Origin of the sequence: Pseudomonas sp. GD04015 (assembly GCF_029837675.1) — a bacterium.
In the GTDB taxonomy this organism is placed as follows: domain Bacteria; phylum Pseudomonadota; class Gammaproteobacteria; order Pseudomonadales; family Pseudomonadaceae; genus Aquipseudomonas; species Aquipseudomonas paralcaligenes.
In genome coordinates this window covers 51,750-77,157 of record NZ_JAOEEE010000023.1, presented here as the reverse complement: position 1 = coordinate 77,157, position 25,408 = coordinate 51,750, and the positions used below count along the sequence as shown (strand labels likewise).

Sequence of the window (25,408 nt, the reverse complement as noted above, 5' to 3'; positions counted from 1 at the left end):
CTGCTGACCGACTCCGTGGAGGAGGAGGCCCAGGCCGGGCTGCGTGGAGAGCTGCGCGAGCGGCTGAAGGCGGTGCTGCCGGACTACATGGTACCGGCGCACCTGCTGTTCCTGGAGCATCTGCCGCTGACCGGCAACGGCAAGCTGGACCGCAAGGCGCTGCCGCAGCCGGATGCCAGCCAGTCGCAGCAGGCCTACGTGGCACCGCGCACGGTGCTGGAGCAGAGCATCGCCGCTATCTGGGCCGAAGTGCTGAAGGTGGAGCGGGTGGGACTCACCGACAACTTCTTCGAGCTGGGGGGCAACTCCTTGTTGCTGGTCACGCTGAAAAGCCGCCTCGCCGAGCATTGTGGGCTGGATGTGAAGATCAGCCAACTGATGAGCAGTTCGACCATCCAGGAGCTGGTGACCAGCCTGGGGGACCAGGCACCCAGCGGTACCTCGCTGATCCGGTTGAACGGCGCGCAAGGGGTAGCCTCGCTGTTCCTGTTCCACCCGAGCTTCGGTTCTGTGCACTGCTACAAGCCGCTGGCTCTGGCGCTCCGACACGATCTGCCGGTGGTCGGTGTGGCTTGTCGTGCCCTGCTGGAGGAGGGCATGGATGTCCCGGCATGGGATGCCATGGTGGATGACTATGTCGAGCAACTGCTGCAGGTCCAGCCGCAGGGGCCCTATTACCTGGCAGGCTGGTCCCTGGGCGGTAACCTTGCCATGGATGTTGCCCATCGCCTGGAGCAAGCGGGGCACTACGTCGGCTTCCTCGGCTGGATCGATGCGCCGGCGCCGATGCATGTCACCGCGTTCTGGGCCGATGACACCCGGGACGAGGGTCAGGTGATCTCCCGGGACGAGTCGGCGGTGGAGATGCTCTGCCTGCTGTTTCCCGCGTCGACGGAGCGGATCGTGGCAGCATGGGAGGACATAGCATCGCGAGTCGCCGAACCTGAGGTCCGCAGGCAGTCTCTGTCGGCCTGGGCGGCCGAGGCGTTCGGTGCCGAGTTCCAGGCCCTGAGCCAGGAGCTGGTGGTGCCTGAGGTACAGGCCGTGCAGCGGATCAAGACGGTTCTGGACCAACGTTTCGCCGAGTCGGACTACAAGCCAGTCGATGTCCCCGTGACCTGCTGGTGGGCCGCCAGGGGCAAGGCCGAGGGCAGCATCGAGTCCGTCGAGTCGTCCATGGCGAAGGCATTGGGTCGCCCGCCCTTCAGGGCCGGCCTGTTCGACCTGAACCACGACCAGTTGGTGGGGCATCCCGGCTTTGTCAGGAGCTTTACCGACGCCCTTCGGCGTGTGATGACCCAACAGGTGGAGGAGGCCACCGATACCCGGCCATGCGGGGTCGATTGACCTGGCATGGCTAGGGGCAGGGGGTGCCAGCGCTCGGGCAACGGCACCCAGCGGGGATCCGGCGATGCGGATCTACAGGGCGATGACGTGGGGACGGAGCGGGGAAACGTCAGCGCACCCCTGTCGGGGTGCGCTGCGTGGTGGGGATCAGAAGTTGTACTTCAGGGAGGTCATGACGTTGCGCGGCGGCCCGTAGGTACCGTAGTTGCTGGAGACGCCCATGAAGTACTCCTTGTCGAAGAGATTGTTCACATGGACGGAGGCGGACAGGTTCTTGCTGATGTCGTAGCGGGCCATCAGGTTGGCGAGGAAATAGCTGTCCTGTGAGTAGGCGTGCAGGTTTTCCCCGATCTTGCTCTGCCAGTTGAGGCCGCCGCCCACCGTGAGCTTGCTCCATGCGCCGGGCAGGCGGTAGGTGGTGAAGGTCTTCACGTTGTGACGGGGGATGCGGGTGAGGATGCGGTCGTCATGCTCATCGGTGGTCACGCTGTAGGCGTAGCCGCCAGTGAACTGCCAGCCTTCGGCCAGTTCGCCGTTGAGTTCCAGCTCCACGCCCTGGGTCTTGGTGCCGCTGACGATGTCGTAGGTGAACATGTCGTTGTTCCAGATGGCCAGGTTGTCCTGTTCTGTGCGGAACACCGCCAGGCTGGAGGTCAGGCGGCCTTCGTAGAAGCTGGCCTTGACGCCGGCCTCGTAGCTGGTGCCTTCCTCCGGGTCGATCGGTGAGCCGCCGGTGTACTGGATGACACGGGCCATCTGCGGCTGGAAGATCTTGGTATAGCTGGCATAGAGCGACCAGACATCATCCAGGGCGTGGACGACGCCAGCGTAGGGGATGAACACGCCGCTTTCACGGCTCTGGGTTTCCTGGCGGAAGCCGTCGAAGCCCTTGTAGTCACGCTCGATCTTCCAGTCGGTGACCCGGCTACCCAGGATCAGGCTGGTGGCGTCGGTCAGGTGGAGGCGTGTACTCAGGTAGGCGCTGTACTGGTACTCGTCGTTTTCGGATTTGCCTTCCTTGGTGAAGCCAGGCTTGGGCGTCTTGTCCGCCCACTCGTGGTAGTTGGGAATGGCATAGATATCGGTTTCCCAGAAGTCGGGGCTCTCGGCGTGCAACTGCGAGAGGGTCACACCGGCGATCAGTTCATGCTCGCGGCCAAACAGGGAGAACGGACCGGTGACATAGCCATCCAGGGTGTTTTCGTCGATATCGCTTTTCCAGTGGGCGGGATAGAGCTCGGTGCCCGCGCCGGTGACCGGGTCCACCGTGCCGAGCACGTTGGTCACGATGGCGTCGTAGCGGTAGCGGGTGTGGCTGTACTCGACCTTGGTACTCCAGCCGCTGTCGAAGGTGTGCTCCAGCGAGGCGAAGACATTGTCCAGATCATGGTTGTAGTAGGACCAGCTCGGGGACTTGTTGTCCGAGGGGTCGAACTTGATCCGCTGGCCGTCGCTGTAGAACAGCATGTAGGGACGGACCGGCGAGTTGGTGTCTCGGGTCAAGTGGCTGAAGCCGGCAGTCAGCAGTGTATTTTCGCCGAGGTCGAATTCGCTGATGCCGTAGAGCACGTAGTAGTCCTGGTCGAAGCGATCGACCCAGGCGTGCTGGCTCTTGTAGTCGGCGACCAGACGGCCGCGGATGGTGCCGCTGTCGTTCAGCGGGCCGGAGACGTCGGCGCCGACTCCGTAGCGATCCCAGCTACCGGCTTCAGCGCTGAGCTGGGCCTGGGGCTCCAAGGTCGGGCGCTTGCGGATCAGGTTGACCGTCGCCGAGGGCAGGCCGAGACCGCTCATCAGGCCGGTGGCGCCTCGCACCACTTCAATGCGGTCGTAGATGGAGGTGTCCTGGAGGTCGCTGCTCAGAGATGAGGAAGTGGGAATTCCATCGATCTGGAAGTTATTGATCCTCGAGCCGCGAGCGATGATGTCGGGGCTGTCTTCGCCGACCTGGACGCTCTGTACGACGATGCCGGTGGTCGCGTCCAGCGCGGCGGCCACGGTGTCCAGGCGCTGGTCCTCCAGGCGTTGGTGGGTGAGGACGGTGATGGACTGGGGGGTTTCCTGCAGGGACAGGTTCAGGCGAGTCGAACTGCTGGTGGAGTAGGTGGTGTAGGAGCCAGTATCTTCGGTAGTGGAGCCGGGCGCCTTGCCGGAGATGGCCACGGTTGGCAACTCCAGGCTGCTGCTGGCGGGAGACTGGAGTGTCAGGACATTCCCGTTCAAGTCATAGGTGATCCCCGTACCCTGTAGCAGCACCTTGATGGACTCGTCCAGCTGATAGCGACCGCTCAGCGCATTGGAGCGCAGGTGGTGCAGGGCATTGGGGTCGTACAGGATCTGGATATTGGCCTGCTCGCCAAGTGCCTGGAGGGCCTGGGTAAGAGGTTGCGCCGGGATGTTGAGATTCCAGTCCTGAGCCTGGACCTGCGGGGCCATGGTGGCAGCGAGCAACAGGCCGATACTGATGGGGGACAGCCTGGGTCGAAGGGCCTTGCGTAGCGTCATGGCCTTCGCCAGTGGGCGGAGTGAGTTCAAGTGTCGTGCTGGCATGCTTGGATTTCTCTTTCGATACGGATGAGAATATTTTTCATTTGCTCTATTGAAACGCCGTCCTGGAAAAAACCGGAATAAAAACCTATGTAGTTATTATTGACCATTGCTCTGAGGGCTCGCGTGCCTGAGCTGTGGCGGGATCGGGGCGGCACTTGCACAGCCGCCCCTGGTTTCCATGGGGTGAAACCAGGGGCGTGGCCAGGGAGGGAAGGGGCGGGGTACGATAAAGTCGAGCCGTGGTGAAGACTCAGGCGCTGAGCAGACTGTCGGATCTGGCTGCGTTGTAGGGCGGCGTCAATGCACGGTACAGGGCCTTGCCGATCTCTTCCGCGCGCATGGGCAGTACCGACAGCAGGGTGTCGCTCAGACCATGGGAGGCTTCGCAGAACCCCTGGAGGAAGATCGGCGTGTGCAGTTCCTCCGTGGCCTGGGCCCGGTAGTTGCGGTCCACCTGGTAGTCCAGCAGGTAGTCGGCCAGGGGTTCGAGCAGGGTCCGATGCGAACGGCGCTCGTACCCCGTCGCCAGGATCACGGCGTCGTAGCGGTGGGTGCGTTGCAGGCCGGTGGCCAGGTCACGCAGCGTCAGCTCTATGCCCTCGACATTAGACAGGGCGGCGCTGACCTCCTGGCGGCAGTGCACGGCGTGGCGGAACTGACGAGAGACCTTCTGCCGGTAAAGAACACCGTAGATGCGATCGATGAGCTCCGGGTCCACCACCGAGTAGTTGGTGTTGTGGTACTCGCGGATCAGTTTCTCGCGTTCCTGCGGTGCCTGCTGGAAGACCAGCTCGGTGTATTCGGGGGCGAATATCTCGTTGACGAAGGGTGAGTCGTCTGCCGGCTTGAGCGCCGAGCCCCTCAGGATCATTTCGGCTTTCACGGTCGGGAAGCTGTCATTCAGGTCGATGAAGGCTTCCGCCGCGCTCTGGCCAGAGCCGATGATGGCCACACGCATCGGTCGGCCCTGGCTGCAGGGCAGTTGTCTCAGGGCGCTCAGGTAGCGGGAATGATGGAAGACCCTGGCGTCGTCCCGCAGAGGAGCGAAGATCGCTGGAATCTTCGGAGAACCGCCAGTGCTGACCACCACCGAGCGCGCTCGGCGAACCTGCTCTCCGCCCTGGGGATTGCGCGAGATCAGGCGGAGGTGATGAATGGCGCCGTTCTTGAGTTCAGGCTCGATGCGCAGCACTTCCTCGCCGTAGATGGCCTGACTGGAAAATTGCTCCGCTACCCAGCGCAGGTAGTCGTTGAACTCCATGCGGCAGGGGTAGAAGGTGCCGAGATTGATGAAGTCGACCAGGCGGCCGTGTTTTTTCAGATAGTTGACGAAGCTGTAGGGGCTGGTCGGGGTGCGCAGGGAGACCAGGTCCTTGAGGAAGGAAATCTGCAATTCGCTCTGGCTGGCCAGAGTGTCACCGTGCCATTGATAGTGCTGCTGTTTGTCGAGGAACAAGGTATCCAGCGCCTGGCCTTCGCTGCTCGCCAGCTCTTCCAGGGCAATCGCCAGGGCGAGGTTGGAAGGGCCGAAGCCTACGCCTATCAGGTCGTGGATTCTGGATGGGGAGGCTGCATTGCTCATGCTGTTGGCTCCTGTCGCCGCTCGGGCTCAAAGGTTGTTTTCCGTTCCCAGTAGTGGCTGGTAGAGGCGTTCCGAAAAGAAGCGCTCTCGCCAGAGCATCACCAGCAACGCACGCTTGTGGGGAAAGTCGAAGTGCTTGACCTTGGCGAAGCCGCTGCGGTCGAAGTTGGCGATCTGCCGCTGGTTGTCGTGGCGAGGCTCGCAGACGAGGCGCTGGGTGCGCGGGTCGTCGAGGAACATGTAGTGGCAGATGGAAGAGAACCAGGCGGTGTAGAACGCCTTGCCGCGATAGCTCTCTTCGCCGACCAGCAGGTGCAGGCCTCGGTCGTAGTCGTCCACGTCGTAAAAGGGGGCGATGCGGTCTTCCTTGGCCCAGTAGATCTCGAAATAGCCGAAGGGGATGCCGTCGAACCGGCCGATCACCGGTAGCGTATGGGCATCGCCCAATTGCCGCTGCAGGTAGGCCTGGTGCCGGGCGAGATCACCTTGCTCTTCCCAGAAGTGGGCGACGCGCGGCGTGTTCATCCAGCGATTGAAGGTCTGCAGGTCGCGGTCGACATCCGCGACATGGAGGGTCAGTGTCTGATTCAGCCAGGGGATGAAGCGGCGGTAGAGCTCGCCGCTGGCCTTGGCCGAGCGCAGCGGGTGGCGTGCACCGTGGCTCATTACGTATTTCAGTGGCTGGACGCCTAGGGATTGCCGGCTCAGCCACTGGGGTGCGTATTGCCAGAGCAGTTCTGTTTCGCACAGGAGACTGCCGTCGCTGGCACGGTGCAGAATGCCCTCCACGATCAGCTGCTCCAGCCCGCGGCTGTCCTCGGTGGCCAGGCGCAGACGTTCCAGGCCCGGCAGACGGCCACAGAGTGCCTCGTAGGCGGCAACCAGCGCCTGTCGTACAAGGGGCACGTCGCGACTGAGGACGCGGCAGTCCACGGTACGGCACTGTTCTTCGAGGTCCCAGGCCAGCTCCAGCAGGACCTGCCCGGTGGTCGCGACGGTGGCCTTGCCCGCTTCGATTCGGACCTGATTGCTCGTGAGGGCGGATGTCATGGGTTGATCCTGCTGTTGAGTGGCCGCTATCCAGGAAATAACGGGATGGAGCGCTGGGGATTTATCGGGCCTGGCTCTTTTGATCGAGCCACTGCGCGTCAGTGCTCGCGTACTACCCGGAAACCGAGGAAATCTCCCTGGGTCTGCTTCCTGACGGTGTTGCGGTTGCCCGAGCGCGAGAAGATCGGCGCCTCACCCCAGTCGTTGCCGCGCATCTGGACTATTTCGCAGCTCGGGTCATCGACCCAGGCGCTGCCGTCGGACGGGGCACCCTCGTAGCTGTCGTGCCAGCAGTCGGCGACGAACTCGTAGACGTTGCCATGCATGTCGTACACGCCGAAGGCGTTGGGCGGGTAGCTGCCCACGGGCGAGCTGTAGCTGTAGCCGTCCTTGGGGCCATAGACGTTGGCGTGCTTGCTGATCTCGTATTCCCCTTCCTTGTCGAAGGGGAATGGGAAGGGACCCGTGGAGCCAGCCCGGGCGGCGTACTCGCGCTCGGCTTCGCTGACCATGCGGTAGGGTTTGCCGGTGGTCTTCGACAACCACTGGGTATAGGCCTGTACTTCGAACCAGTTGATGCATACGGCCGGCTGACGAGGGCCCTGGGGATAGCTGGGCTTGCTCGCCTCGCACCAGCGACCGGGACGTTCGTCGCCACTCTCGATCACGACGCCGGTGGCCTTGATGTAGGCGTCCAGTTCCCCGGCGGTGACCTGGAAGCGGCTGATGGCGAAGGGGCGGGCGAAGGTGACCTTGTGCAGGGGGCCTTCATCGGCCTGGCGGCCGAATTCGTCCTCCGGGGTGCCCATGATGTAGCTGCCGGCGGGCAGCACCACCATTTCCGGGCAGTTCGGGCAGTCCTTGAAGACACTGCCAGGCTCCGGCATTTCCGTGGCTTCTGCGTGCTGAGCGAGAGACAGGCAGGCGAGCAGGTAAAGCATCGGTGCTTTCATCGTAACCTCGATGGACAATTCAGAAATATTTCAGCCAGGCGATATCCCGCCGGCGCTGCTTCAGCCGGGCGAACCAGCGGGTGGGATAGAACAGGGCGATAGCCAGTGCTGTGCTGCACAGCCAGATGCTGGATAGATCTTCGAAGCCGTAGTAGTCGCCATGCGAGGGGCCGAATATCCGTACGGCCACGATGTAGAGCACCTTCAGGGAGTACAGGTGCAGCAGATAGAAGAACATGGGTGCTGCGCCGTAGACCGCCAGCAGCCGTGTGAGATGGGATCGGCACTTGATCTCGGCCATTGCCAGCAAGGCGAATGTGAGTGCTAGCGAGGGCAGCAGGAACATGAGCGAAGGCGGGTACTTCGTTGCGCTCTTGAAGCTCATGAAGGTGAGGATCGGGTCTCCCGTCATCTGCCAGGGTTGCTCGCCGTAGATGTTCAGTCCGCGTATCACGATGAAGGCGATGAACAGCAGAGCAGCACTGCTGATGAGCGTTGTCAGGCGTTTGCGCTGGTCGAGTTTTTTCGCATAAAGCGGGCCGGTGACGTAGCCGAGCAGGATCACGCCGATCCAGGGCAACAGGGGATAGCTGGTGATGACGTCCGGAAAATGTTCGAACTCGATATAGGCACGCTGATGCAGGATGGCCCACGGCAGGTAGAGCGGATCGTGCGTGGCGAAGGTGATGCCATCAAGCAGGTTGTGGCCGGCGATGATCAGGGTAGCCAGGGTGAACAAGGCTGCCTTGGGAAGTCTCAGCAGGCCTGCGAGCACGACCATGCAGACGCCGATGCACCAGATCACCTGTAGGTTCAGGGTCTGTGGTGGGAATTCCCCGCTCCAGGCGAAATCCACCAAGGTGAATTCGAGCAGGATGAGGAACAGTCCGCGCTTGAGCAGAAAGCGCGAGGTTTCACCGGGGCTGTGTGTCTGGCTGAAGAGATAGGCGGACAGACCGGTGAGGAAAACGAAGACCGGTGCGCAAGGCTCTGTCACCATCCGGGTCAGGTACAACCCCAGCGGCGTGGTCTGATAGTCGACAGGATCTCCGATCGGATGGTGGAGAAAGAATGTCTCCCGTACGTGGTCGACCAGCATGGACAGCAGGACCAACCCCCTGAGAGCGTCGATGGCGACAAGGCGCGTGCGGGCGCTGGCGTGTTCGAGTTCGTTTGCCGACTCGCTGGGTCTGGGAAAGGCTGTTTCGAGTATCGGTGACATGCGATGGGTTCCGTCGATGCTATCGAATGGCGGATGTCACGGGGCGCCTGTTGCCAGGCATTCCTGAGGCGGTCTCTTGCTGGACCTGTTCCCATACCCTCAGGAAATTGCCGCCCCACAGCTTGGCGATGTCCTCGTCCGAATAGCCGCGCTGGATGAGTTCGGCGGTGACGTTGCGAGCGTCGCCGACGTTCTCCCAGCCGGCCACGCCGCCGCCGTCGTTGAAGTCGGAGCTGATGCCGACGTGGTCGATGCCGATCTTCTTCACCGCATAGTCGATGGCGTCGCCGAACTCTTTCAGACCCGCCTGAGGATCGGTTTCGAGGATGCCGTAGAGCTGGCTGGCGTATTCGCCGAATCTCTTCTCCGGCCATATCGAGAACACTGGATCGGCCGGCATGCTGGCCTGGGCCAGGTTGGCCACGTCCGGCAGGCCGAAGCTGGCACGCATGACGTTGACCTCCGCGAGTGTCTCCTTGGAGAAGGGGCGAAGCATCGAGGAGAAGCCGACGATATGGACGACCCCGCCGGTCTTTTGGATCAGGCGCAGTTCCCGGTCGGTGAGGTTGCGAGGCAGGTCCACCAGGCCGCGCACGCTCGAGTGCGAGGCGATGATCGGCGCTTGGGTGAGTTCGGCGACCTGTTCCAGGGCGCTGCTGGACATCTGCGAGACGTCGATGACCACACCCAGATCGTTAAGCCGTTTCACGGCCTGGCGGCCAAGATCGGAGAGACCGCCATGCTCGTCGGGAGAGTCACCGAAGAAGGGCATGGGGCGGGAGGAGTCCGCCCAAGCGTTGTTGCCCACGTAGCTGAAGCCGAAGATGCGCATGCCGCGTGCGGCCCAGTCGTCCAGGCGCGAGACGTCGTCGTCCAGCGGGTAGGCATTGAGCATGCTGATGACGATGGCGAACTTGCCTTCGTGGGCCAGTCGGCGGAAGTCCGCCGGCGTATAGGCGATGCCGGCCCGTTCGGGGAAGTCGCGGGCGATGCCGGTGATGATCCGGTAGCGTGCTTCCTGCTCGTTGCGTGCGGCCTCGACGAAACCTGGGGTCGGCCGGTGCGGGCCGTTGGCGCCGACCCAGAATTCCGGCCAGGCGAATATGGCCAGCGCCGCACCGCTCAGGCGACCGCGTTCGGCCTTGACCAGGTCGAACTGCGTGGAGCCGTCCTGGTCTGCCTCGTGACCTTCGCTGCCGAAGTTGGGCGAGATATCGAGGTGGGCGTCGAACGACAGGATCCTTTCCTGCAGGTCGTTGGCCCTGCGCATGACGTCGAGAGGGTAAGGCGGGAGGCTGGGTGGGAAAAGCCACCAGACCAACAGGGCGACCGCCGCCATGGCGATCAATGACGGAACGATCAGGAATAGCCATTTCCAGGTGGCGCGACGAGTGCTCATGGGGCTCCCAGCGTTGATGGTTTCGCCGACCGGTGAGGGCCGATTCGTTGGGAGAACGAGCCGGCGGAGAGGGAATTTAGCGCCGAGGCCATTCAGTCATAAATCCGCTGTCCCGAGGTTCGTTTTCGCTGGATGTGGCTGGATAGCGAGCGAAGCATGAAGTTTTCTCGACGGGGGTTCGTGGCAGGGCTGGCAGTGGCGGCGGCTTTGCCAGCGGGCATCTATGCCCATCGCAAATGGGAGGAGGCGGAGGCTGCCGAGCTTTCGTCAGACGAGCCGGGCACGCCCGTGCCGGTGCTGCAGGATGCACTGCTGACCAGCCGGCTGGTCGGCGTATGGGATGTTCGTCTCATCGCGGGGCGCGAGGGTTTTCCCGAGATTCCGCCTGGTGAGGTGCAATTGCTGCTGGATGTTGGCCCTGGCGGTCGGGCGCTGCGTGGTTATCTGGGGAAGCCGCCCTATGGCGCTGAGGGGCTTCAGGTGTTTGGCCAGCTGGCCGGCGACAAGGCACCGGAATTGCGCTTGAAGATGGTGGATGGTCAGGGACGCTCGCTGGAGTGCACGGCGATCTTCGATGAAATCTGGGGTGAGTGGAGCACCGGCGGAGGTGCTGCGACGTTGAGTGGGCATATGCGCCGCTCGGGTGTCCAGGCTGGGCTGTCGACCTCGCAAAGTGATTTCGTCGCGGTCCGCCGGACGTTCGTTTCGTCTCGCGAGAGGCTGCCCTACGCGCCGGAGCTGGAGGCCTGGCTGGTCTCGCCCGGTCATCGCCTGTTCCACCAGCTCTGGCATGCCAGCCGCGATCGCTGGCACCGGCTGGACGAGACGCGTCGCCAAGGGCTGCGCGCGCTAGGCTGGCAGGCCGGTCCTCTGGGTGAGGAGCGTGATGCGCGGGGCAAGCATCGGCACCGTAACGGCTCCGGGGAAGATTTCCTGTTCATGCATCGAAAGATGCTGATGCGTGCGAGGTCCCTTCAGGACCTTCCTTCCTGGCCCAGCCTGCCTCCGCCCAGACCCTATATCGGTCATGGAGTTCAGGCATTCGTGGATTACCTGGCCAATCTCGACGGTTTTTCCGTTCCGCCCGCCTGGGAGTCCGAAGGCGACGACGAATTCAACCAGTGGCTCTACTACATCAAGAGCAGCGAAGGCTACTACGGTGATTTCCAGGCCTGGGAAGCCCAGTATCGGGACCCTGAATATCTCAGCACCTTGTGCCTGAGCGAACTGGGCGCTCGCATCGAGCTGGGCACCCACGACTGGCTGCACATGCGCTGGGCCTCGATACCGCGTGATCCCAACAGCGGCTTTCCGGCGCTCTATGGTCGAGATTCGGCCGACTTCGCCGATCGCTGGTTCCGCCCCGGCAACGACTACCTGGGCGATCCGTTCTCCTCCCATGTCGATCCGGTGTTCTGGTCGTTCCATGGCTGGATCGACGACCGTATCGAGGATTGGTTCCTGGCTCACGAACAGGTACATCCCGGCCAGGTGGTGCGCAAGGTGGTCGACGACGTGCACTGGTTCGCCCCCGGCCCCTGGGTACGTGTCACCGAACCCTGGCTGGGGCCTATGGGGGCCGGCTGCGGAGCCTGGGGACATGGTAACCGTAACGACGACGGCGAGCTGGACATCGAGACCATGAAGCTCGCGCTGCGCATCGTGTTCGCCGGGGAGGAAGAGGCAGAGCGCCTGGAGGGGCGGGTACCACGCCGGCCCTGGTATGGGCGCCACCTGGCGCGTGGTGCCTCGCGCGCCTGAGGCTGGATAATTCAGGTCCGGCATCGTTCGTTTCCTGAGAAAAGCATGTTGCTCTGCAGGAGAGCCGATCATGGATCTGTCCGCTGTATTGTCCACTCTGTTCGCCGGTGCGCAGGCGGTAGGAGCCCGAGGGGTCTTCCAGTTCGTCTTCTCGGCGGACAATGTCGTCTGGTCGGAGGTCGGCGACCAGGTGACCATCCGCCCAGGCCGCCATCCCGCCGCCGATGTCACTATCGAACTGGGCGAGCAGGATTTCGCCGGGATTCTGCAGGGGCAGCAGGACGTCGAGGAGCTGTTCGCCAGCGGTCGCCTCAGGATAGGTGGGCAGATGGGGCTCGCTACGTTGCTGCCGCAGATCATTGACGCGGCTCGCCGGGGCTCTGCACCGCCCGAGCAGACGCGCGACATGAATCAGCGTTATGCCGCTCCGGAGCGCACCGCCGACCGGGTCTCGGCGGCCCAGACTCCGTTGCTGGCGGTAGAGCGGCGACCGCGTGATGGCCTGTCGGTGGAGGAGTTCCGCAGCCGCTATCTGCCGCAGGGGCTGCCAGTCATCATCAGCAATGCCCTGGCCGACTGGCCGCTGTTCAACATGAGCCGCGAGGAGTCGCTGACGTATTTCGCCGAGCTGCAGGGTATCACCCGGCACGGCGACTATGTGGAGAAGACCTTCTCCACCGAACGCGATTTCCGCTCGACCTCGATGGCAGACTTCATCGCGGCGCTCGACGGGGAGCAGGAGGAGGGTGTTCCGCCGCCCTACATGGGCAACAACGTCCTCCCGACCCAATTGCTTGAGCTGATCCGCTTTCCCGACTACTTCGAGCACTCGCTGTACATCAAGCCGCGCATCTGGATCGGCCCCAAGGGTACGCTCACGCCATTGCACCGGGATGATACGGACAACCTCTTCGCCCAGGTCTGGGGGCGCAAGTCCTTCATTCTGGCAGCCCCCCACCATCGCGAGGCACTGGGTACCTGGTCGACGTCGCCCGAAGGTGGGCTGGAGGGCTGCGAGGTGAACCCGGACGCTCCCGACTACGAGCGCTTCCCGGGTGCTCAAGAGGTGGTCTTCCTGCGCATCGAGCTAGAGGCGGGCGACCTGCTGTTCCTGCCGGATGGCTGGTTCCACCAGGTCGAGTCGGTATCCACCTCGCTATCCGTCAATTTCTGGGTCAACTCGGGGCGTGGCTGGTGACGCGCGTACCTCGATCCGCTGACCAGAATCGTTCATGCCGGACAGGTCGTTGACTCGTTCACGACATGTCCGGCATGCATGTGCACCAGTTGGTCGGCAATATCGAAATAGCGGTCGTCGTGAGAGATGACGATGATCGTCTTGCCCTGGCGTTTCAGCTCGGGCAGCAGCTCGGTGTAGAACACCCGGCGGAAGGCCGGGTCTTGGTCGGCGGCCCACTCGTCGAACACCAGCACCGGGCGGTCGTCCAGCCAGGCGTTGACCAGGGCCAGGCGCTTGCGCTGGCCTGTGGACAGATCGGTGGTGGTGAAGGCGCCGTCGCGGATGCCGACCTTGTGGGCGATGTCCAGGCGCTCCAGATACTTGAGTGCCTCCTGCGGCAGCTCGGAGCGCCCCTGAAGCAGTTCGTCGAACAGGTAGTAATCGGTAAACACGGTGGTGAACAGTTGCCGGTAGTCGTCACGATGCTCGGCGTGAACCGCCTGCCCGTTTAGGCGTATCTCGCCGTGTTGGGGGGCGTAGAGACCCAGTAGCAGCTTGATCAGGGTGGTCTTGCCGCAGCCGTTCTCGCCGACGATGAAGACTATCTCGCCTCGACGGATGCTCAGGTCGATCGGCCCCAGGTGGAAGGGCTGGCTGCCGGCGGTCTGGGGATAGTCATAGCGCACCTGGCGCAGCTCGATGCGCTCCAGCTCGAGGACGGTTGGCGCGGCTTTTTCACCCAGCAGATCGGGTTCGGCCGTGGAAAAGCGCTGGGCCAGTTCGTTGATGCGGCGGAAAGCGACCTTGGCCCGGCTGAGGTTGGGAATATTGTCGACCAGCTGCTCCAGCGGGCTCTTCATGTACAGCATGACCAGCACGAAGCCACCCAATACCGTCCTTTCGCCTGTGGGCCAGATGGCGAGGAAGGCGATGGCCATGCCGATCACCGCGAAGAACAGCATCGAGCCGAAGGTCTCCGCACTGATGAAGATGCCGGCGGCGCGGATGTTGGCCCGGCAGATCCGCTCGGTGGTGCCGTGGATCTGTCGGTCCAGCAGGTCCTGGCGGCGGCTTCTCTGGATGCGCAGTTCCTTGGCGCCGGCGGAGATGGCCTGGTAGTGCTTCTGCAATTCGTCCTCGCCGTCGCGGGCCGCCTGGATGCTGTGGGTGCCCTTGCGGTGCGCCAGGTACTGCGCGCCGCTGCCGAGGATCACGGTGAGTACCGTGATCAGCAGGATCGGCCAGGACAGCAGGGCCAGGTAGGTCAGGCAGCCGAGGGTCACGGTCAGGGCGATCAGCATGGGTGCCACGCTCAGGGCGAAGGTGCTGAGGGCGCCGATGTCGTTCAGCAGCACCGGAATCAGGCGGTGCGCCCGATAGCGTTCCAGTTGTTCGATGGGGGCGCAGAGGATGCGCGATGCCAAGTCCCGACGCAGGTTGGCCACCACCCGCTGGCCCACGTAGTTGGTCAGCAGCTTGGACAGAGTGGAGCAGGCCACGGTGGCGACGCAGAGCAGGGCGAACAGCGACGCCAGGCCCAGGTCGGGGCCGGCCTCTGTGTTCATGGCGCGGTTGATGGTGGCCAGCAGGGCGGTGATGCTCAGCCCCCCGGCGATGCCAAGTAGTGCAGAGAGCAGCACCTGCGGCCAGAAGGGTTTGAGGATGCTCAGGGTTTCGCGGGTGAGGCTGTCTGCGGTGGGCGTCATGGAGGCCTTCTCGGATGCCGACGGGAGTGCCGAGGGCTCGGCTTGAGTCGTTGAGACGAGAAGGCGGGGGGGATATTTAGTCAGCGGCTGTGGATGACGGTCTCGCCGTCGGCGTTCTGGCTCAGGTAGACCGGCAGCACCTTGGGCAGGGTCTGCACCAGTTGGGCGACGTTGCGGGTGTCGTAGATGCCGCCGATGCGTACCCGTGCGGTCTTCTGGTCGGCCAGTCGAACCGGCTTATCCAGATAGCGGTTGATCACCGGCAGGGCCTCGGCGAGCGTCAGGTCGTCGAGCACCAGCTTGCCGGCGCGCCAGGAGAGCGCGTTGGTGCCCGCGCTCGATACGTGCGGCAGTTCGTCGCCATCGTTGAAGCGGGCCTGCAGGCCCGGCGACAGGTAGGCCACCTGGCTGGGTTCGCTCAGATCGCTCTGTACCTTGACCGAGCCTTCGGTCAGCGTGACCACCACTTGGTCACCATAGGTCCAGACATTGAAGCGGGTGCCGGTGACGGTGATGCTGCCGTTGCCGGCGTATACCACGAAGGGGTGCTCGGCATCGTGCCGGACCTCGAAATAGGCTTCGCCTTCGCGGAGCGCCACGCTGCGGCCATCGCGGAAATTGCCGAACCAGAGCGTGGTGCCCAGGTTGAGCTCGGCGCGCGAACCGTCGGGCAGGGTGGCGATACGCATGTTCTCGCCGGCGTGATAGCGCTGGATGTTGTTCGGCAGCAGCCCCTGGTGCCAACCCAGCCACCCTCCCAGCCCCAGGACCAGCGCAGCCGTGGTCGCTACGAAGCGCTTGCTCCGGCGTCTGCGCGGGCTCGCCGGGGGAGCCTGCTCGAGGGTGGTGCGGGAGCGAGGCTGCGTGGCTTGGCTGGGCAGATGCTCACTGACCAGCCAGATCTCCATCATGCCCTGGTACTCGCGGGCATGGGCCGGATCGCTGTTCAGCCAGCGATCAAATGCCGCTCGTTCCTCATCCGTGCAGTCATCCGCGTGCAGACGCATGCACCAGCGGGCCGCTTCCTCGGCGAGGCTGTCGTCTACCGCATGGGATGAAGTGTGGAGAGTCATCGGGCTACCGGTTCGGCTGGGAAGCAATCAAGCAATACAATGGGATTTCTATTAAATATGAGAATTATTATGATTTGGCACTGTGCCAGTATAGAATGCGACCGATAGTGGCTCAAGGTAGCTGGTCGGGCAAGCATGGCGGCCTTTTGTCACGCATTCCTGGGGCGCAAGGGCGCTGCGTTTCTGCCTGGGGAGGAGCATGGAGAAGTATTACCGGCAACTGGTTCATTACCTGACCGTACGACTGCGTGATCAGCATCTGGCAGCGGATGTCGCCCACGATGCCTACGTGCGCGTGCTTGAAGGCGGGCGCGGCATCGCAGCCGAGTATCCGCAGGCCTACTTATATCGTACGGCGCTGAACATCGTCGTGGACGTTCATCGCCGCAGCGTCGTGCGGCAGAGCGAATCGCTCGACGATATCGAACCACAGGCGCAGGCCGCAAACCAATTCCTCTCCCCGCAGGATTCGCTGTACCTGCGCCAGCGCGCCGAGCTGGTCGAGCGCGCATTGGGCGAGTTGCCCTCCAACTGTCGCGAAGCCTTCCTGCTGCGCAAGCTGGACGGGATGGCCCACCATGAGATTGCCTCGCGGATGGGCATCTCCAAGGACATGGTCGAGAAGCACATCGTCAATGCGATGAAGCATTGCCGCATCCGGGTCAAGGAAATGGAGTATTCCAAGGCCGACCCCGATGATGCCGCCCGCCGGGTTTCCCGCTTGCGCTACCGCTAAATTTCCTCGTCTTCACCGCGTCTCTCCCTGATCGCGCGCCGAGCCCCGGCGCGTATTTCATGACGGGAGATGGGCGTGCGCAGGATTCTTATCGCACTGGCGGCAGGGTGCTTCATGGCCACGGCAATGGCCGATGCGCCGATGACCTACAAAGCCGAAATCCGCTGGACCTCCTTCGGCATTCCGCACATCCGTGCGGCCGACGAACACGGCCTGGGCTATGGCATCGGCTACGCGTACGCGCGGGACAACCTGTGCCTGCTGGCCGATGAGGTGCTGACCGTGCGGGGCGAGCGAGCCCGCTTCCTCGGTTCGGAGGGGCGCTCCTCCGCCGGGATGGAGAATGTCCAGTCGGACTTCTTCTTCCGCTGGCTGAACACCGACGAGGCCATCGCCGTGTTCCGCGACAGCCAGACGCCTGCGATCCGCCAGCTGTTGTCCGGCTACGTGCAGGGATTCAATCGCTATCTGGCCGATGACCGCCAGCCTGCCACCTGCCGTGGCGCCGCCTGGTTGCGCCCGCTGGAAGAGGACGACATGGTGCGGCTGGTGCGGCGCCTGTTGGTCGAAGGCGGCATCGGCCAGTTCGCCGATGCCATGCTGGCCGCCACGCCGCCCCGGGAGGCGGCTGCCGTGTCCAGGCCTCGTGCCATGACCGACCTGGCAGCGCGCCTGCCGGACTTCCGTCTGGAGCGCGGCAGCAATGCCATTGCTGTGGGCGGGCAGCGCACCGAGAACGGCAAGGGACGCCTGCTGGCCAATCCACACTTCCCCTGGAGCGGCGGGCTGCGTTTCTACCAGATGCACCTGACCGTGCCGGGCAAGCTGGACGTCATGGGCGCCGCGTTGCCCGGCCTGCCGGTGGTGAATATCGGCTTCAACCAGCACTTGGCCTGGACCCACACCGTGGATACCTCCAGCCACTTCACCTTGCACAGGCTGGCGCTGGACCCGGACGATCCTACGCGCTACCTGCTCGACGGGAAGAGTCTGCCGCTGCGCCGGACCTCTCTGAGCATCGATGTGCTCGGAGCGGACGGGCGCCTGTCGAAACAGACCCGGGACATCTATGAGTCCACCTTCGGCCCGGTGCTGAACTGGCCCGGCCTGCTCGACTGGAGCCGGCAGCACGCCTACGCCCTGCAGGACGTCAACCTGGGCAACACCCGCGTCCTGCAGCAGTGGCTGGAGATGAACCAGGCCAGCGATCTGCAGACCTTCCGCGCGGCGATCCAGGGCACCCAGGGGATTCCGTGGGTCAACACCCTGGCGGTGGATGATCGTGGCAGCGCGTTGTACATGAACGGCTCGCTGGTGCCGAAGCTTTCCCCTGAGCAACTGGGGGCGTGCGTCGATCAGGCCCTGCTGGCCCACGGACTGCCTGGCCTGGACGGCAGCCGCAGCGATTGCAACTGGCAGACGGACCCGGGGGCGGCACAGGCCGGCGTCGTGGCGGGCCGTGACCTGCCGCTGCTGCAGCGCGACGATTTCGTGCAGAACTCTAACGACAGCGCCTGGCTGAGCAACCCCGCCGCACCGCTGACGGGCTTTTCTCCTTTGGTCAGCCGCGAAGGCCGGCCGCTCAGCGCGCGTACCCGCTATGCCCTGAAGTCCCTCGAAAGCCGTGGGGAAAAGCCGTTGAGCGAGGCGTTTCTCGAACAGCTGGTGACCGACAACCGGGTCTACCTGGCCGATCTGGTTCTCGATGACCTCCTGGCATTCTGCGCGTCCCGCACAGCGGAACGGGGGCTGGTGGAAAGCTGCAAGGCGCTGGCCGGGTGGGACAGGCGTGCAACGCTGGAGAGCGGGCTGGGCATGCTGTACTTCCAGCTCTTCATGAAGGTGCTCGCCGAGCCCGATTCGGTCTGGCGTCATCCCTTCGATCCGCAGGACCCGCTGCACACGCCGCGCGGTCTGGCCTGGCAGGACCCGCAAGTGGCTGCGCAGCTCGAACAGGCGCTGAGCGAGGCGGCGCGTCAGATCGCTGAAACGCATCTGCCGGCCGGCACCAGTTGGGGCCAGATCCAGCTGGCCAAGCGGGGCACTGTACGAATCCCGATTCCCGGCGGTGACGGACACCTGGGCATCTACAACGCGATCCAGAGCCAGCCCGGAGAGGGCGGGCATCTGGAGGTGGTGGGCGGCAGCAGCTACATCCAGTTGGTCAGCTTCGACGAGCAGGGGCCGGTGGCGAAGGGGCTGCTGGCCTTCTCGCAGTCCAGTGATCCGAAATCGCCGCATTTCGCGGACCAGACCGAGCTCTTTTCGCGCCAGGCATGGCAACCGATCCCGTTCACGCGCGAGCAGATAGATGCCGATCCCAACCTCCTGATCCTCAGGCTCAGCCCGCTGGAGGTGATGGTGAAAAACTAGGTGGGCGCAAGGGAAAGAGGAGCAGCGGCTTTCCCCATTCGGGGCAGGAAAAAAGTCGACGCTGGACTTGCCTGGCTCTGCAAACAAGGCCATAATGCGTCCGCTGCTCACGTAGTGAGTGCGGAAATCTTTGTTAAATCAAAGAGTTAGAAGCTAAGAATAGCCTCGTTCCCCACTCCGATTTATTGACGCAGGCGCTGCCAAGAGTAGCGTTTTCGTTTGAGGCCGGGTGGCAGAGTGGTCATGCAGCGGATTGCAAATCCGTGTACGCCGGTTCGATTCCGACCTCGGCCTCCACTATGGAAAGCCCCGCAGATTCAGGTCTGCGGGGCTTTTTCTTTGCCCGCAGGGAAACACCCTGTTTCCGCAACCATCCGGATCGTTTCCGCAATGGCCCGGCTACTTCGTCGGGTTCACCACCTCGCCGACGCGCCGGTATACCGTCTTCGTGATCTACTCTTTCGAGTGGCCCAGCAGTCTGCTTGCGGCGGTCAGGTCTTCGATTTCCGACGCGGCTTTCGGGCGAATGTCTCGGAACTGGAAGCTGCGGATGCGCTCCGCCAGGCTCCGGTCGCCGTCGTCATCGGCCGCCTTCGCTGCCCTGGCCCTTGCCTCGTTCCAGCGGTTGCGCAGCATCGCATAGCTCAGCCGCAGGCCGTTCGGGTTGGTGATCAGGGGGCTGGAGCGGATGCCGGCCAGCTTGCGGCGCTCCAGAAGCCCCTCAATGAAGCGGCCCAGGCCGGTCAGTTCGCCATCGTCGCTGCGTAGCCGAATGCGCAGGCGCTTCGTGGTCTTGCCCTGGGCGACCAGCATGTGCTCCTTGGTCAGGTCGGCCAGGATGGGCTTGATTGAGTCGGCCGGCCGCTGGCCTGTCAGGTAGGCCAGATCCATCGCGTCCCGCAGCTCCTGCACTGCGTGGGCATACACGCAGCCCCACACGTCGTCAGCGGCGTAGTAGTCGCGCGCCTTCTCCTTGTTCCGCCGCACCCTCGCGCAGGGATTCTCCTTGTCCGTCAGCCCCCACTCCCTGGCGATGTTGATGACGTGCGAGAGCAGGGCGATTTCCCTGTTGCCGCGCGTCTTCGTCGTCCTGGCGTCCCGGTACTGGGCAACGACGTGCGGGGTGATGGCGTCGATGGGGGCATTCTCGAAGGCCTTGCGCAGTTGCTTCAGCTCGTTCCGGTTGTCCTGCTGGGTGCGCGGGCTCTTGCCTGGGATGATCTCGCGCTCGTACCGGTCGAAGATGGCGCCCATCAGGTGCTTCGGCTTCGGCGGCTCGGCAGAGCGCTCCAGGCGTGCCCACTCGGTGCGGGCGGCGTCGAGGTAGCTGCCCAGCGGAGTCTCGACACGTTTGCCGTTCTCGTCGCGGCCGTTGTAGTAGTAGCCTACCCACTGCTTTCCTGACTGTAGGGTGCGCACCCGCTTCAGCATCCGTGGTGGCATATCCCGATTGGCGGGGTCCTTCGGGCGCATATCAGCTCACTTTGCTCAGGCCCAGGGTCCAGGGTGTTTCAACTGCGACCGATGGGGTGGGCTCCACGCCGGCCAGGCGCAGGCGCGCGTACAGCCGGCCGACGACAGGCCTCTTGGCCGCGTTGACCTCGAACTTCCAGCCCTTGTCGGTGAGCCAGGCGATTTGTTTTCTTGGCGTCTTGGCGCCGATCATGGCAGCCAGTTCGTCGTCGCCCAGGAATTCCGATGCTTCGGACATGGCGATACCTCGCTGCCCCGCACCAGCAGGTGCGGGGTGTGATGTTGGCGGTGGAGGAGGTCGACTGCGAGGCCATACCTCGCCAGTGGCGTGAAGCAGGGGAGTTGGGATAGGGTCAAGCGAAGCGGTAACACCGATAGCCAACTGATGGAGTTAGATATGGCGGGTAACTGGGACGATAGCTCAGGCGAAAATGCAGCAGAGCCGAAGGACGGAAGAAATATCGATCAGCTGATTTCAGTGATTTTGGCTTTTGCTCTGACGCTATTTGGGATTGTCGCGCTTTTAGTTGGGGCGCATTTTTTTATTGGTTATGACATTCCATTGATCGAAACAAAGCATGTCGGAAGTGCTGCCCACTGGGGGCAGATTGGGGATTTTGTTGGTGGAGTTCTTAACCCGTCTCTTAGCTTTCTAGCTCTGATAGCAGTTCTTGTAAGCTTGCGGGGACAAGCGCAAGAAGTCCAGGCCGCACGCGCCGAGGCGAGATCGGCTATTGATATCCAGAATAAACAAACAGAGATTTTCAATAAGCAGAGCCTCCTGATTGAGAAGCAGAATTTCGAGTCTTCGCTATATGGGCTTCTGGAGATGAAAACTAGAGTTCTGGAGGCGCTAGTTAAAACGAGGAAGGGGCCTGTGGAGCCAATATATGGGCTGCCAGTGATAACGAGAGAAGTAGCTGCGCGTCACGCAGACTGTCTGAATTATGTCGATGATGATTCTAGCTATGATCAGTTTGTGCAAAATTGTAAGGCGTTTTCTTTTAGTGTTGAGGATAGTGCAGGGCATTATTTTCATTTGCTAAGTAGTATATTTCATCATGTGAGTGATTATTGTAATGACTCGCGTTTAATGATTGATGATCTTGTGGTGGCTTTTCTGCCCAGCTATATGCGGTCGGACAAGAAGGCTAGGGATTTTTATGTAAATATCGTGCTGTCGTCGTTAAGCGCTACCGAGGTTGAGGGGCTGTTTATTTATATGGTTGGCAATGAGGATAAGAAACTAAAGCGGCTCGCTAAATCACTGGATATATTCAAGCGCCTGCCTCATCGTGTTGCCTATGATAAGTACAATCTGAAAGAGAAATGCTTGGCATAAGCTATATCAACTCATTCAGCGTCGACCGCGGGCACAACGACCAGGGCACTGTGAACTTCTCGTCGGAGAACTTGCAGTGCCATGCCTGCTGATACATATGGCCGCCGATGAACTCGACTCCCTCGATGGTGAAGGCGAGGGTGGCCATTCCTCCCAGGCGCACATCCCTGAGATCGCCTTTAAGCCAGTGGCCAGATAGTGACCTGATGCGTTAGCGTTTCGCTTCCGAAGCAGTACGATGCAGGAAGCAGATGACCTACTACGTCTTCAATATCGGCTCCAAGACCGCGGACCAGAACTGGTGGTCGGAGCTGCAGCGATTGAGCATTCTCACGTGTGGGTTTGAGAACCAGCCCGGTGACGATGGTGAGAAAATTCTCACGAGGTTCCAGCAGGGCGATCGAATCTTGGCCTATGCCGAGGACACAGGATTCGTTGCGGTGGCTGAGATAGATCCCACCAGACCCTATGAGCTTGTAGACCAAGCCCAACTCACTCCGGCATTCGCTAACGGTCATAGGCATTGGCTCGGTGTTCGCTGGGTTCACCTGATACCAAATCTGGCCGATGCGGTAGCCCATCGCGAAGTTCGATCAGCACCAGTTCGTCACACTTGCGCAGCCACTAACGATGCTACGGGCCAGGAGGTCCAGTCGCTAGTTGCTGAGCAGGCCGCCGCCGCCGTGTCGTTTTCGGCGGTCACGAAATTCTGGGGCGCTGAGGATCAGTACCTTGAATGGGTGGGCGCCCACCCTTCCGGGTATGTCGCCAACATAGACAAGCGACATTCTGTTCCTCAATACCCGCTCGCGCACACCTCCTCATGCAAGCTGATCGTCCAAGGCAAGAACTTCACCACTGGTTCTTACTACAAGGTCTGTTCTGAATCCCTTGACGCGCTAAAGGATTGGAGTGATCGGCAATTCGGAAAACCACTGCAGTTCTGTAATCGCTGCGACCCGCGCCCGGCGAGTGGATTCTGGTGGGTAAACCATAAGCAAACGAGCCGAGTGGAGCTTGCTGAGGGCTATATCTGGTCTCCACGAGAGAAGAAGGGGGGCGTGCGCAATCAGGCGTATATCAACCTTACGCTGGTGCGACCTGGCGACATCATCATTTCTTACGCTGAAACACTGATCAAAGCCATTGGGGTTGCGCGCGACAGCTACGTCGATGCACCCAAGCCAACCGAATATGGCTCTGCAGGTGAGACTTGGAGCGAAATGGGATGGAAGGTACCAGTTACCTGGACCTACTTGAGTCCCCCCATTCGACCCAAGGACCACTTGCCGCAAATAGCTGAACTGCTTCCCGAGAAGTACTCGCCGTTGCAGAGGACTAGCGGCGACGGCAACCAAAGCATCTACCTGGCAGCTATCTCTACTGAGCTAGGTGAACTAGTACTCGGCCTCGCTGGCCAGTCCGCCTCGAAAATCCGGCGCCTTGCGGACTCCTTCTCGACAGGCCAGAAGCCCGGCAGAGAGCTCGAGCGCTTACCGGTAGAGCAGCTTCGCAGAGTATCAGCGAGGCATGTGTGGCAAGCAGTTCAAGACTTTCTTGGCGGAGTTGAGGTACCGGGATTCGGACCGTCGACCGACTACGACCTGATTGTAGAAGGGGGGAGCCGCTTGCCGCCCAAAGCGGTCTTCGGTCTGGCTGCCACTCAGGCGCTGGAGTTTCAGGTGCAACCGAAGCACTTCACCGCAGGAATTGGCAGCCCATGTTTCGAGATCCTTGCAGATGCTGGCTATCTGATCTTGCCGAAGGAAGAGCCTGCACCGATCCCAGATCTGCAAATTTCCTACGAGGATCGCGTCTGGTCTGAGGGGCAGCCGAGGCTCGTGACCCATCTCCGAAAGGAGCGTGGGGCCGGCTTGGCAAAAGCCAAGAAGGATCACTTCCGTGCATTGCATGGGCGGCTCTTCTGCGAGCGATGCACCCTGGATCCAGTTAAGGAATATGGCGATGCAGGCGAAGCCTGCATTGAGGTGCACCACAATAAGGTTCAGGTCGCTGCTATGGCTGATGAGCACCAGACGCGACTCGAGGACCTGCAGTGCCTTTGCGCTAACTGTCATCGCATTGTTCATCGGCTACTTAAGGCAGAGCAAGTAGCGGTCGCCTCAGGTGAAGCAGTGTCCGCTTAGGCAGCCATGGCTGATTGGACGCCGCCGCCGCTGCTCCAGAGTTGGATTCTTTTAAGCATGGGGACCCCTTCTGGAAAGCAACTACTTTCCAGTGGCTAGCGGTGAGGAATTGGGGTGATGATTCGGTACCTGCCGGAACCGATGAGGGATACGAGCTGTGATCAATCAGTGCTGTGAGAAGTCGATGCACCAAGTCGACAACGGTTACAGGCCAGATGGCTTCGAGAAAACCGGGGAGCGTGCCCCGATCGGCAAGGACATGGATTTCTATACCTGTATCGAGTGTGGAGATCGCTGGTGTAGGGTTCAGCTCACTGCTGCCCCTTACACCCTCACTTGGGAAACCATGGATCGCGCTTAAGCCGCACCGGCCTGTTCGTTCTCGAGCAGAGCGAATAGTCAGGCATGGCCATGTCACGCGACTGCGCAGCGCAGTAGGCGGCCATGTCGAGGAAGTAGGGCGGGGACAGTTCGCAGGCGCGGCCGTAGCGTCCGTGCTTGATCGCGCGGTAGGGCGTGGCGCCGATGCCGCCGAAGGGGTCGTAGACGACCTCGCCGGGCATGGTGTACTGCTCGATCGCGCGGTCTACGATGTCGAACTGCAGCGGGCAGATGTGCTGCTCGCGGCCCTTTGCAGCCTGAGTGCTGTTCAGGGTCAGCATCCGGGTGATGTCGGTCCACACGTCCGGGTGCCAGCTCTGCGGCTGCAGGAGCATGAAGCTGCTGGGTAGCCATCCCGACTTGTCGACCCGCTCGGCGATCATCACGTCATGCCGGAAGTCGTAGACGTTCTCCAGGCTGTGGGCCTTGAAGCGCTGGAAGATGGCGGCCTGGTCGAGGCCATCCAGATCCTGGGGCATCAGCGGGCGGTTGCCGTTGGAGCGGGTGAACCCGTGGGCGTCGAACTGCCAGCGAGCCCGGGTGTATACCTCCTTGCTCTTCACCACCGGCACGTCGGCGTAGCCGTTCGCGCGATCGGTTGGTGGCTTGCGGAAGACCAGCAGGTACTCTGGCATGCCTGCGCCCTGGCGGCTTCCGTCTTTGCACTGCTCGGCCCAGCCGAGGCGGTAGGTCTGGGCGTTCTCGCGCACCACGTCGGTGACGATGGTCTTGCGGGCCAGGAAGCCGAAGCCGTGCTTGCGGAAGGCGGCGATGCACTGGTCGCTAAACGGCTCGACTACCTGAAAGCCCATGCCGGAGATACCGCTTGGCGTGATGCGATCCTTCACATGGATGGCGGCGACCCGGCCAGGCTGCAGAACGCGGTACAGCTCGGGGATCAGGTAGTCCATCTGCTGCCAGAAGTGCTCGGCGTTGTCGGTGTGCCCGAAGTCGTTGTAGCTGGGCGAATACTCGTACTGGTTGCCGAACGGGATGCTGGTCAGCACCAGATGCACGCTGTCCGACTCCATGCATTGGGTTTCCAGAACGCAGTCGTTGTTCACGACGGTGTAGTGCTCGCCGGAGGCCTCGACGCGCTCGACGCCGAGCGAGCGCGCCAGCTGCTGGGCCAT

Annotated in this window: 18 protein-coding genes and 1 tRNA gene; 8 read left to right on the top strand and 11 right to left on the bottom strand. The window is 62.3% G+C overall.

From position 1 onward, the window contains the following. The coding region (locus N7640_RS18040) for a thioesterase domain-containing protein (RefSeq protein WP_279906217.1) at positions 1 to 1,347 on the top strand (1,347 nt) is incomplete at its 5' end. A 147-nt stretch (positions 1,348 to 1,494) separates the two neighbouring features. Here N7640_RS18040 and N7640_RS18035 read toward each other — a convergent pair. From N7640_RS18035 to N7640_RS18010, 6 genes are all read right to left on the bottom strand, one after another. Next, positions 1,495 to 3,852: a TonB-dependent siderophore receptor gene (locus N7640_RS18035; RefSeq protein ID WP_279905081.1), complete on the bottom strand. Its 2,358-nt coding sequence runs from the start codon at positions 3,850 to 3,852 to the stop codon at positions 1,495 to 1,497. 295 nt (positions 3,853 to 4,147) lie between these two features. Continuing rightward, positions 4,148 to 5,479 (bottom strand): SidA/IucD/PvdA family monooxygenase, encoded by a 1,332-nt coding sequence (locus tag N7640_RS18030; protein WP_279905082.1) that lies wholly within the window; start codon positions 5,477 to 5,479, stop codon positions 4,148 to 4,150. 27 nt (positions 5,480 to 5,506) lie between these two features. Continuing rightward, complete coding sequence (locus N7640_RS18025; protein ID WP_279905083.1) at positions 5,507 to 6,529, bottom strand: GNAT family N-acetyltransferase; 1,023 nt, start codon at positions 6,527 to 6,529, stop codon at positions 5,507 to 5,509. A gap of 98 nt (positions 6,530 to 6,627) precedes the next feature. Beyond that, complete coding sequence (locus tag N7640_RS18020; RefSeq protein WP_279905154.1) at positions 6,628 to 7,416, bottom strand: formylglycine-generating enzyme family protein; 789 nt, start codon at positions 7,414 to 7,416, stop codon at positions 6,628 to 6,630. 85 nt (positions 7,417 to 7,501) lie between these two features. Then, entirely contained in the window at positions 7,502 to 8,704 is a 1,203-nt protein-coding gene (locus tag N7640_RS18015) for a heparan-alpha-glucosaminide N-acetyltransferase domain-containing protein (protein WP_279905084.1), read from the bottom strand. Between the two features lie 19 nt (positions 8,705 to 8,723). After that, a complete protein-coding gene (locus N7640_RS18010) occupies positions 8,724 to 10,103 on the bottom strand; it encodes a dipeptidase (RefSeq protein ID WP_279905085.1) in 1,380 nt (459 codons plus the stop codon). Between the two features lie 156 nt (positions 10,104 to 10,259). Here N7640_RS18010 and N7640_RS18005 point away from each other — a divergent pair, with 156 nt between their 5' ends. Together N7640_RS18005 and N7640_RS18000 are read left to right on the top strand one after the other, a co-directional pair. Continuing rightward, positions 10,260 to 11,864, top strand: a complete 1,605-nt coding sequence (locus N7640_RS18005; protein WP_279905086.1) for a PvdJ/PvdD/PvdP-like protein — start codon at positions 10,260 to 10,262, stop codon at positions 11,862 to 11,864. A 70-nt stretch (positions 11,865 to 11,934) separates the two neighbouring features. After that, positions 11,935 to 13,062 (top strand): cupin-like domain-containing protein, encoded by a 1,128-nt coding sequence (locus tag N7640_RS18000; RefSeq protein WP_279905087.1) that lies wholly within the window; start codon positions 11,935 to 11,937, stop codon positions 13,060 to 13,062. A 32-nt stretch (positions 13,063 to 13,094) separates the two neighbouring features. Here the strand turns inward: N7640_RS18000 and N7640_RS17995 are convergent, their stop codons facing one another. After that, positions 13,095 to 14,750 carry a cyclic peptide export ABC transporter gene (locus N7640_RS17995; RefSeq protein ID WP_279905088.1) on the bottom strand — a complete coding sequence of 552 codons (1,656 nt, stop codon included), beginning with the start codon at positions 14,748 to 14,750 and terminating at the stop codon, positions 13,095 to 13,097. 80 nt (positions 14,751 to 14,830) lie between these two features. After that, on the bottom strand, positions 14,831 to 15,823 hold the full coding sequence (locus N7640_RS17990; protein ID WP_279905089.1) for a FecR family protein: 993 nt from the start codon (positions 15,821 to 15,823) through the stop codon (positions 14,831 to 14,833). Positions 15,824 to 16,022: 199 nt separating this feature from the next. On the opposite strand from N7640_RS17990, the gene N7640_RS17985 reads away from it, so the two are divergent. The 3 genes from N7640_RS17985 to N7640_RS17975 all read left to right on the top strand — a co-directional run bounded on the left by N7640_RS17985 (position 16,023) and on the right by N7640_RS17975 (position 19,229). Next, on the top strand, positions 16,023 to 16,559 hold the full coding sequence (locus N7640_RS17985; protein WP_279905090.1) for a sigma-70 family RNA polymerase sigma factor: 537 nt from the start codon (positions 16,023 to 16,025) through the stop codon (positions 16,557 to 16,559). Positions 16,560 to 16,628: 69 nt separating this feature from the next. Continuing rightward, entirely contained in the window at positions 16,629 to 18,932 is a 2,304-nt protein-coding gene (locus N7640_RS17980) for an acylase (RefSeq protein WP_279905091.1), read from the top strand. A 223-nt stretch (positions 18,933 to 19,155) separates the two neighbouring features. Continuing rightward, positions 19,156 to 19,229 (top strand) — tRNA-Cys (locus N7640_RS17975). Positions 19,230 to 19,385: 156 nt separating this feature from the next. Here the strand turns inward: N7640_RS17975 and N7640_RS17970 are convergent. Together N7640_RS17970 and N7640_RS17965 are read right to left on the bottom strand one after the other, a co-directional pair. Next, positions 19,386 to 20,405, bottom strand: coding sequence for an integrase (locus N7640_RS17970; protein ID WP_279905092.1), 1,020 nt, complete (start codon positions 20,403 to 20,405; stop codon positions 19,386 to 19,388). Between the two features lies 1 nt (position 20,406). Beyond that, complete coding sequence (locus tag N7640_RS17965; protein WP_279905093.1) at positions 20,407 to 20,643, bottom strand: DUF4224 domain-containing protein; 237 nt, start codon at positions 20,641 to 20,643, stop codon at positions 20,407 to 20,409. Between the two features lie 159 nt (positions 20,644 to 20,802). On the opposite strand from N7640_RS17965, the gene N7640_RS17960 reads away from it, so the two are divergent. Together N7640_RS17960 and N7640_RS17955 are read left to right on the top strand one after the other, a co-directional pair. Continuing rightward, positions 20,803 to 21,747, top strand: coding sequence for a putative phage abortive infection protein (locus N7640_RS17960; protein ID WP_279905094.1), 945 nt, complete (start codon positions 20,803 to 20,805; stop codon positions 21,745 to 21,747). 251 nt (positions 21,748 to 21,998) lie between these two features. Next, positions 21,999 to 23,894: a hypothetical protein gene (locus N7640_RS17955; RefSeq protein ID WP_279905096.1), complete on the top strand. Its 1,896-nt coding sequence runs from the start codon at positions 21,999 to 22,001 to the stop codon at positions 23,892 to 23,894. A gap of 332 nt (positions 23,895 to 24,226) precedes the next feature. On the opposite strand, the gene N7640_RS17950 is transcribed toward N7640_RS17955, so the two are convergent. Next, positions 24,227 to 25,306 carry a DNA methyltransferase gene (locus tag N7640_RS17950; RefSeq protein ID WP_279905155.1) on the bottom strand — a complete coding sequence of 360 codons (1,080 nt, stop codon included), beginning with the start codon at positions 25,304 to 25,306 and terminating at the stop codon, positions 24,227 to 24,229. Between the last annotated feature and the right edge of the window lie 102 nt (positions 25,307 to 25,408).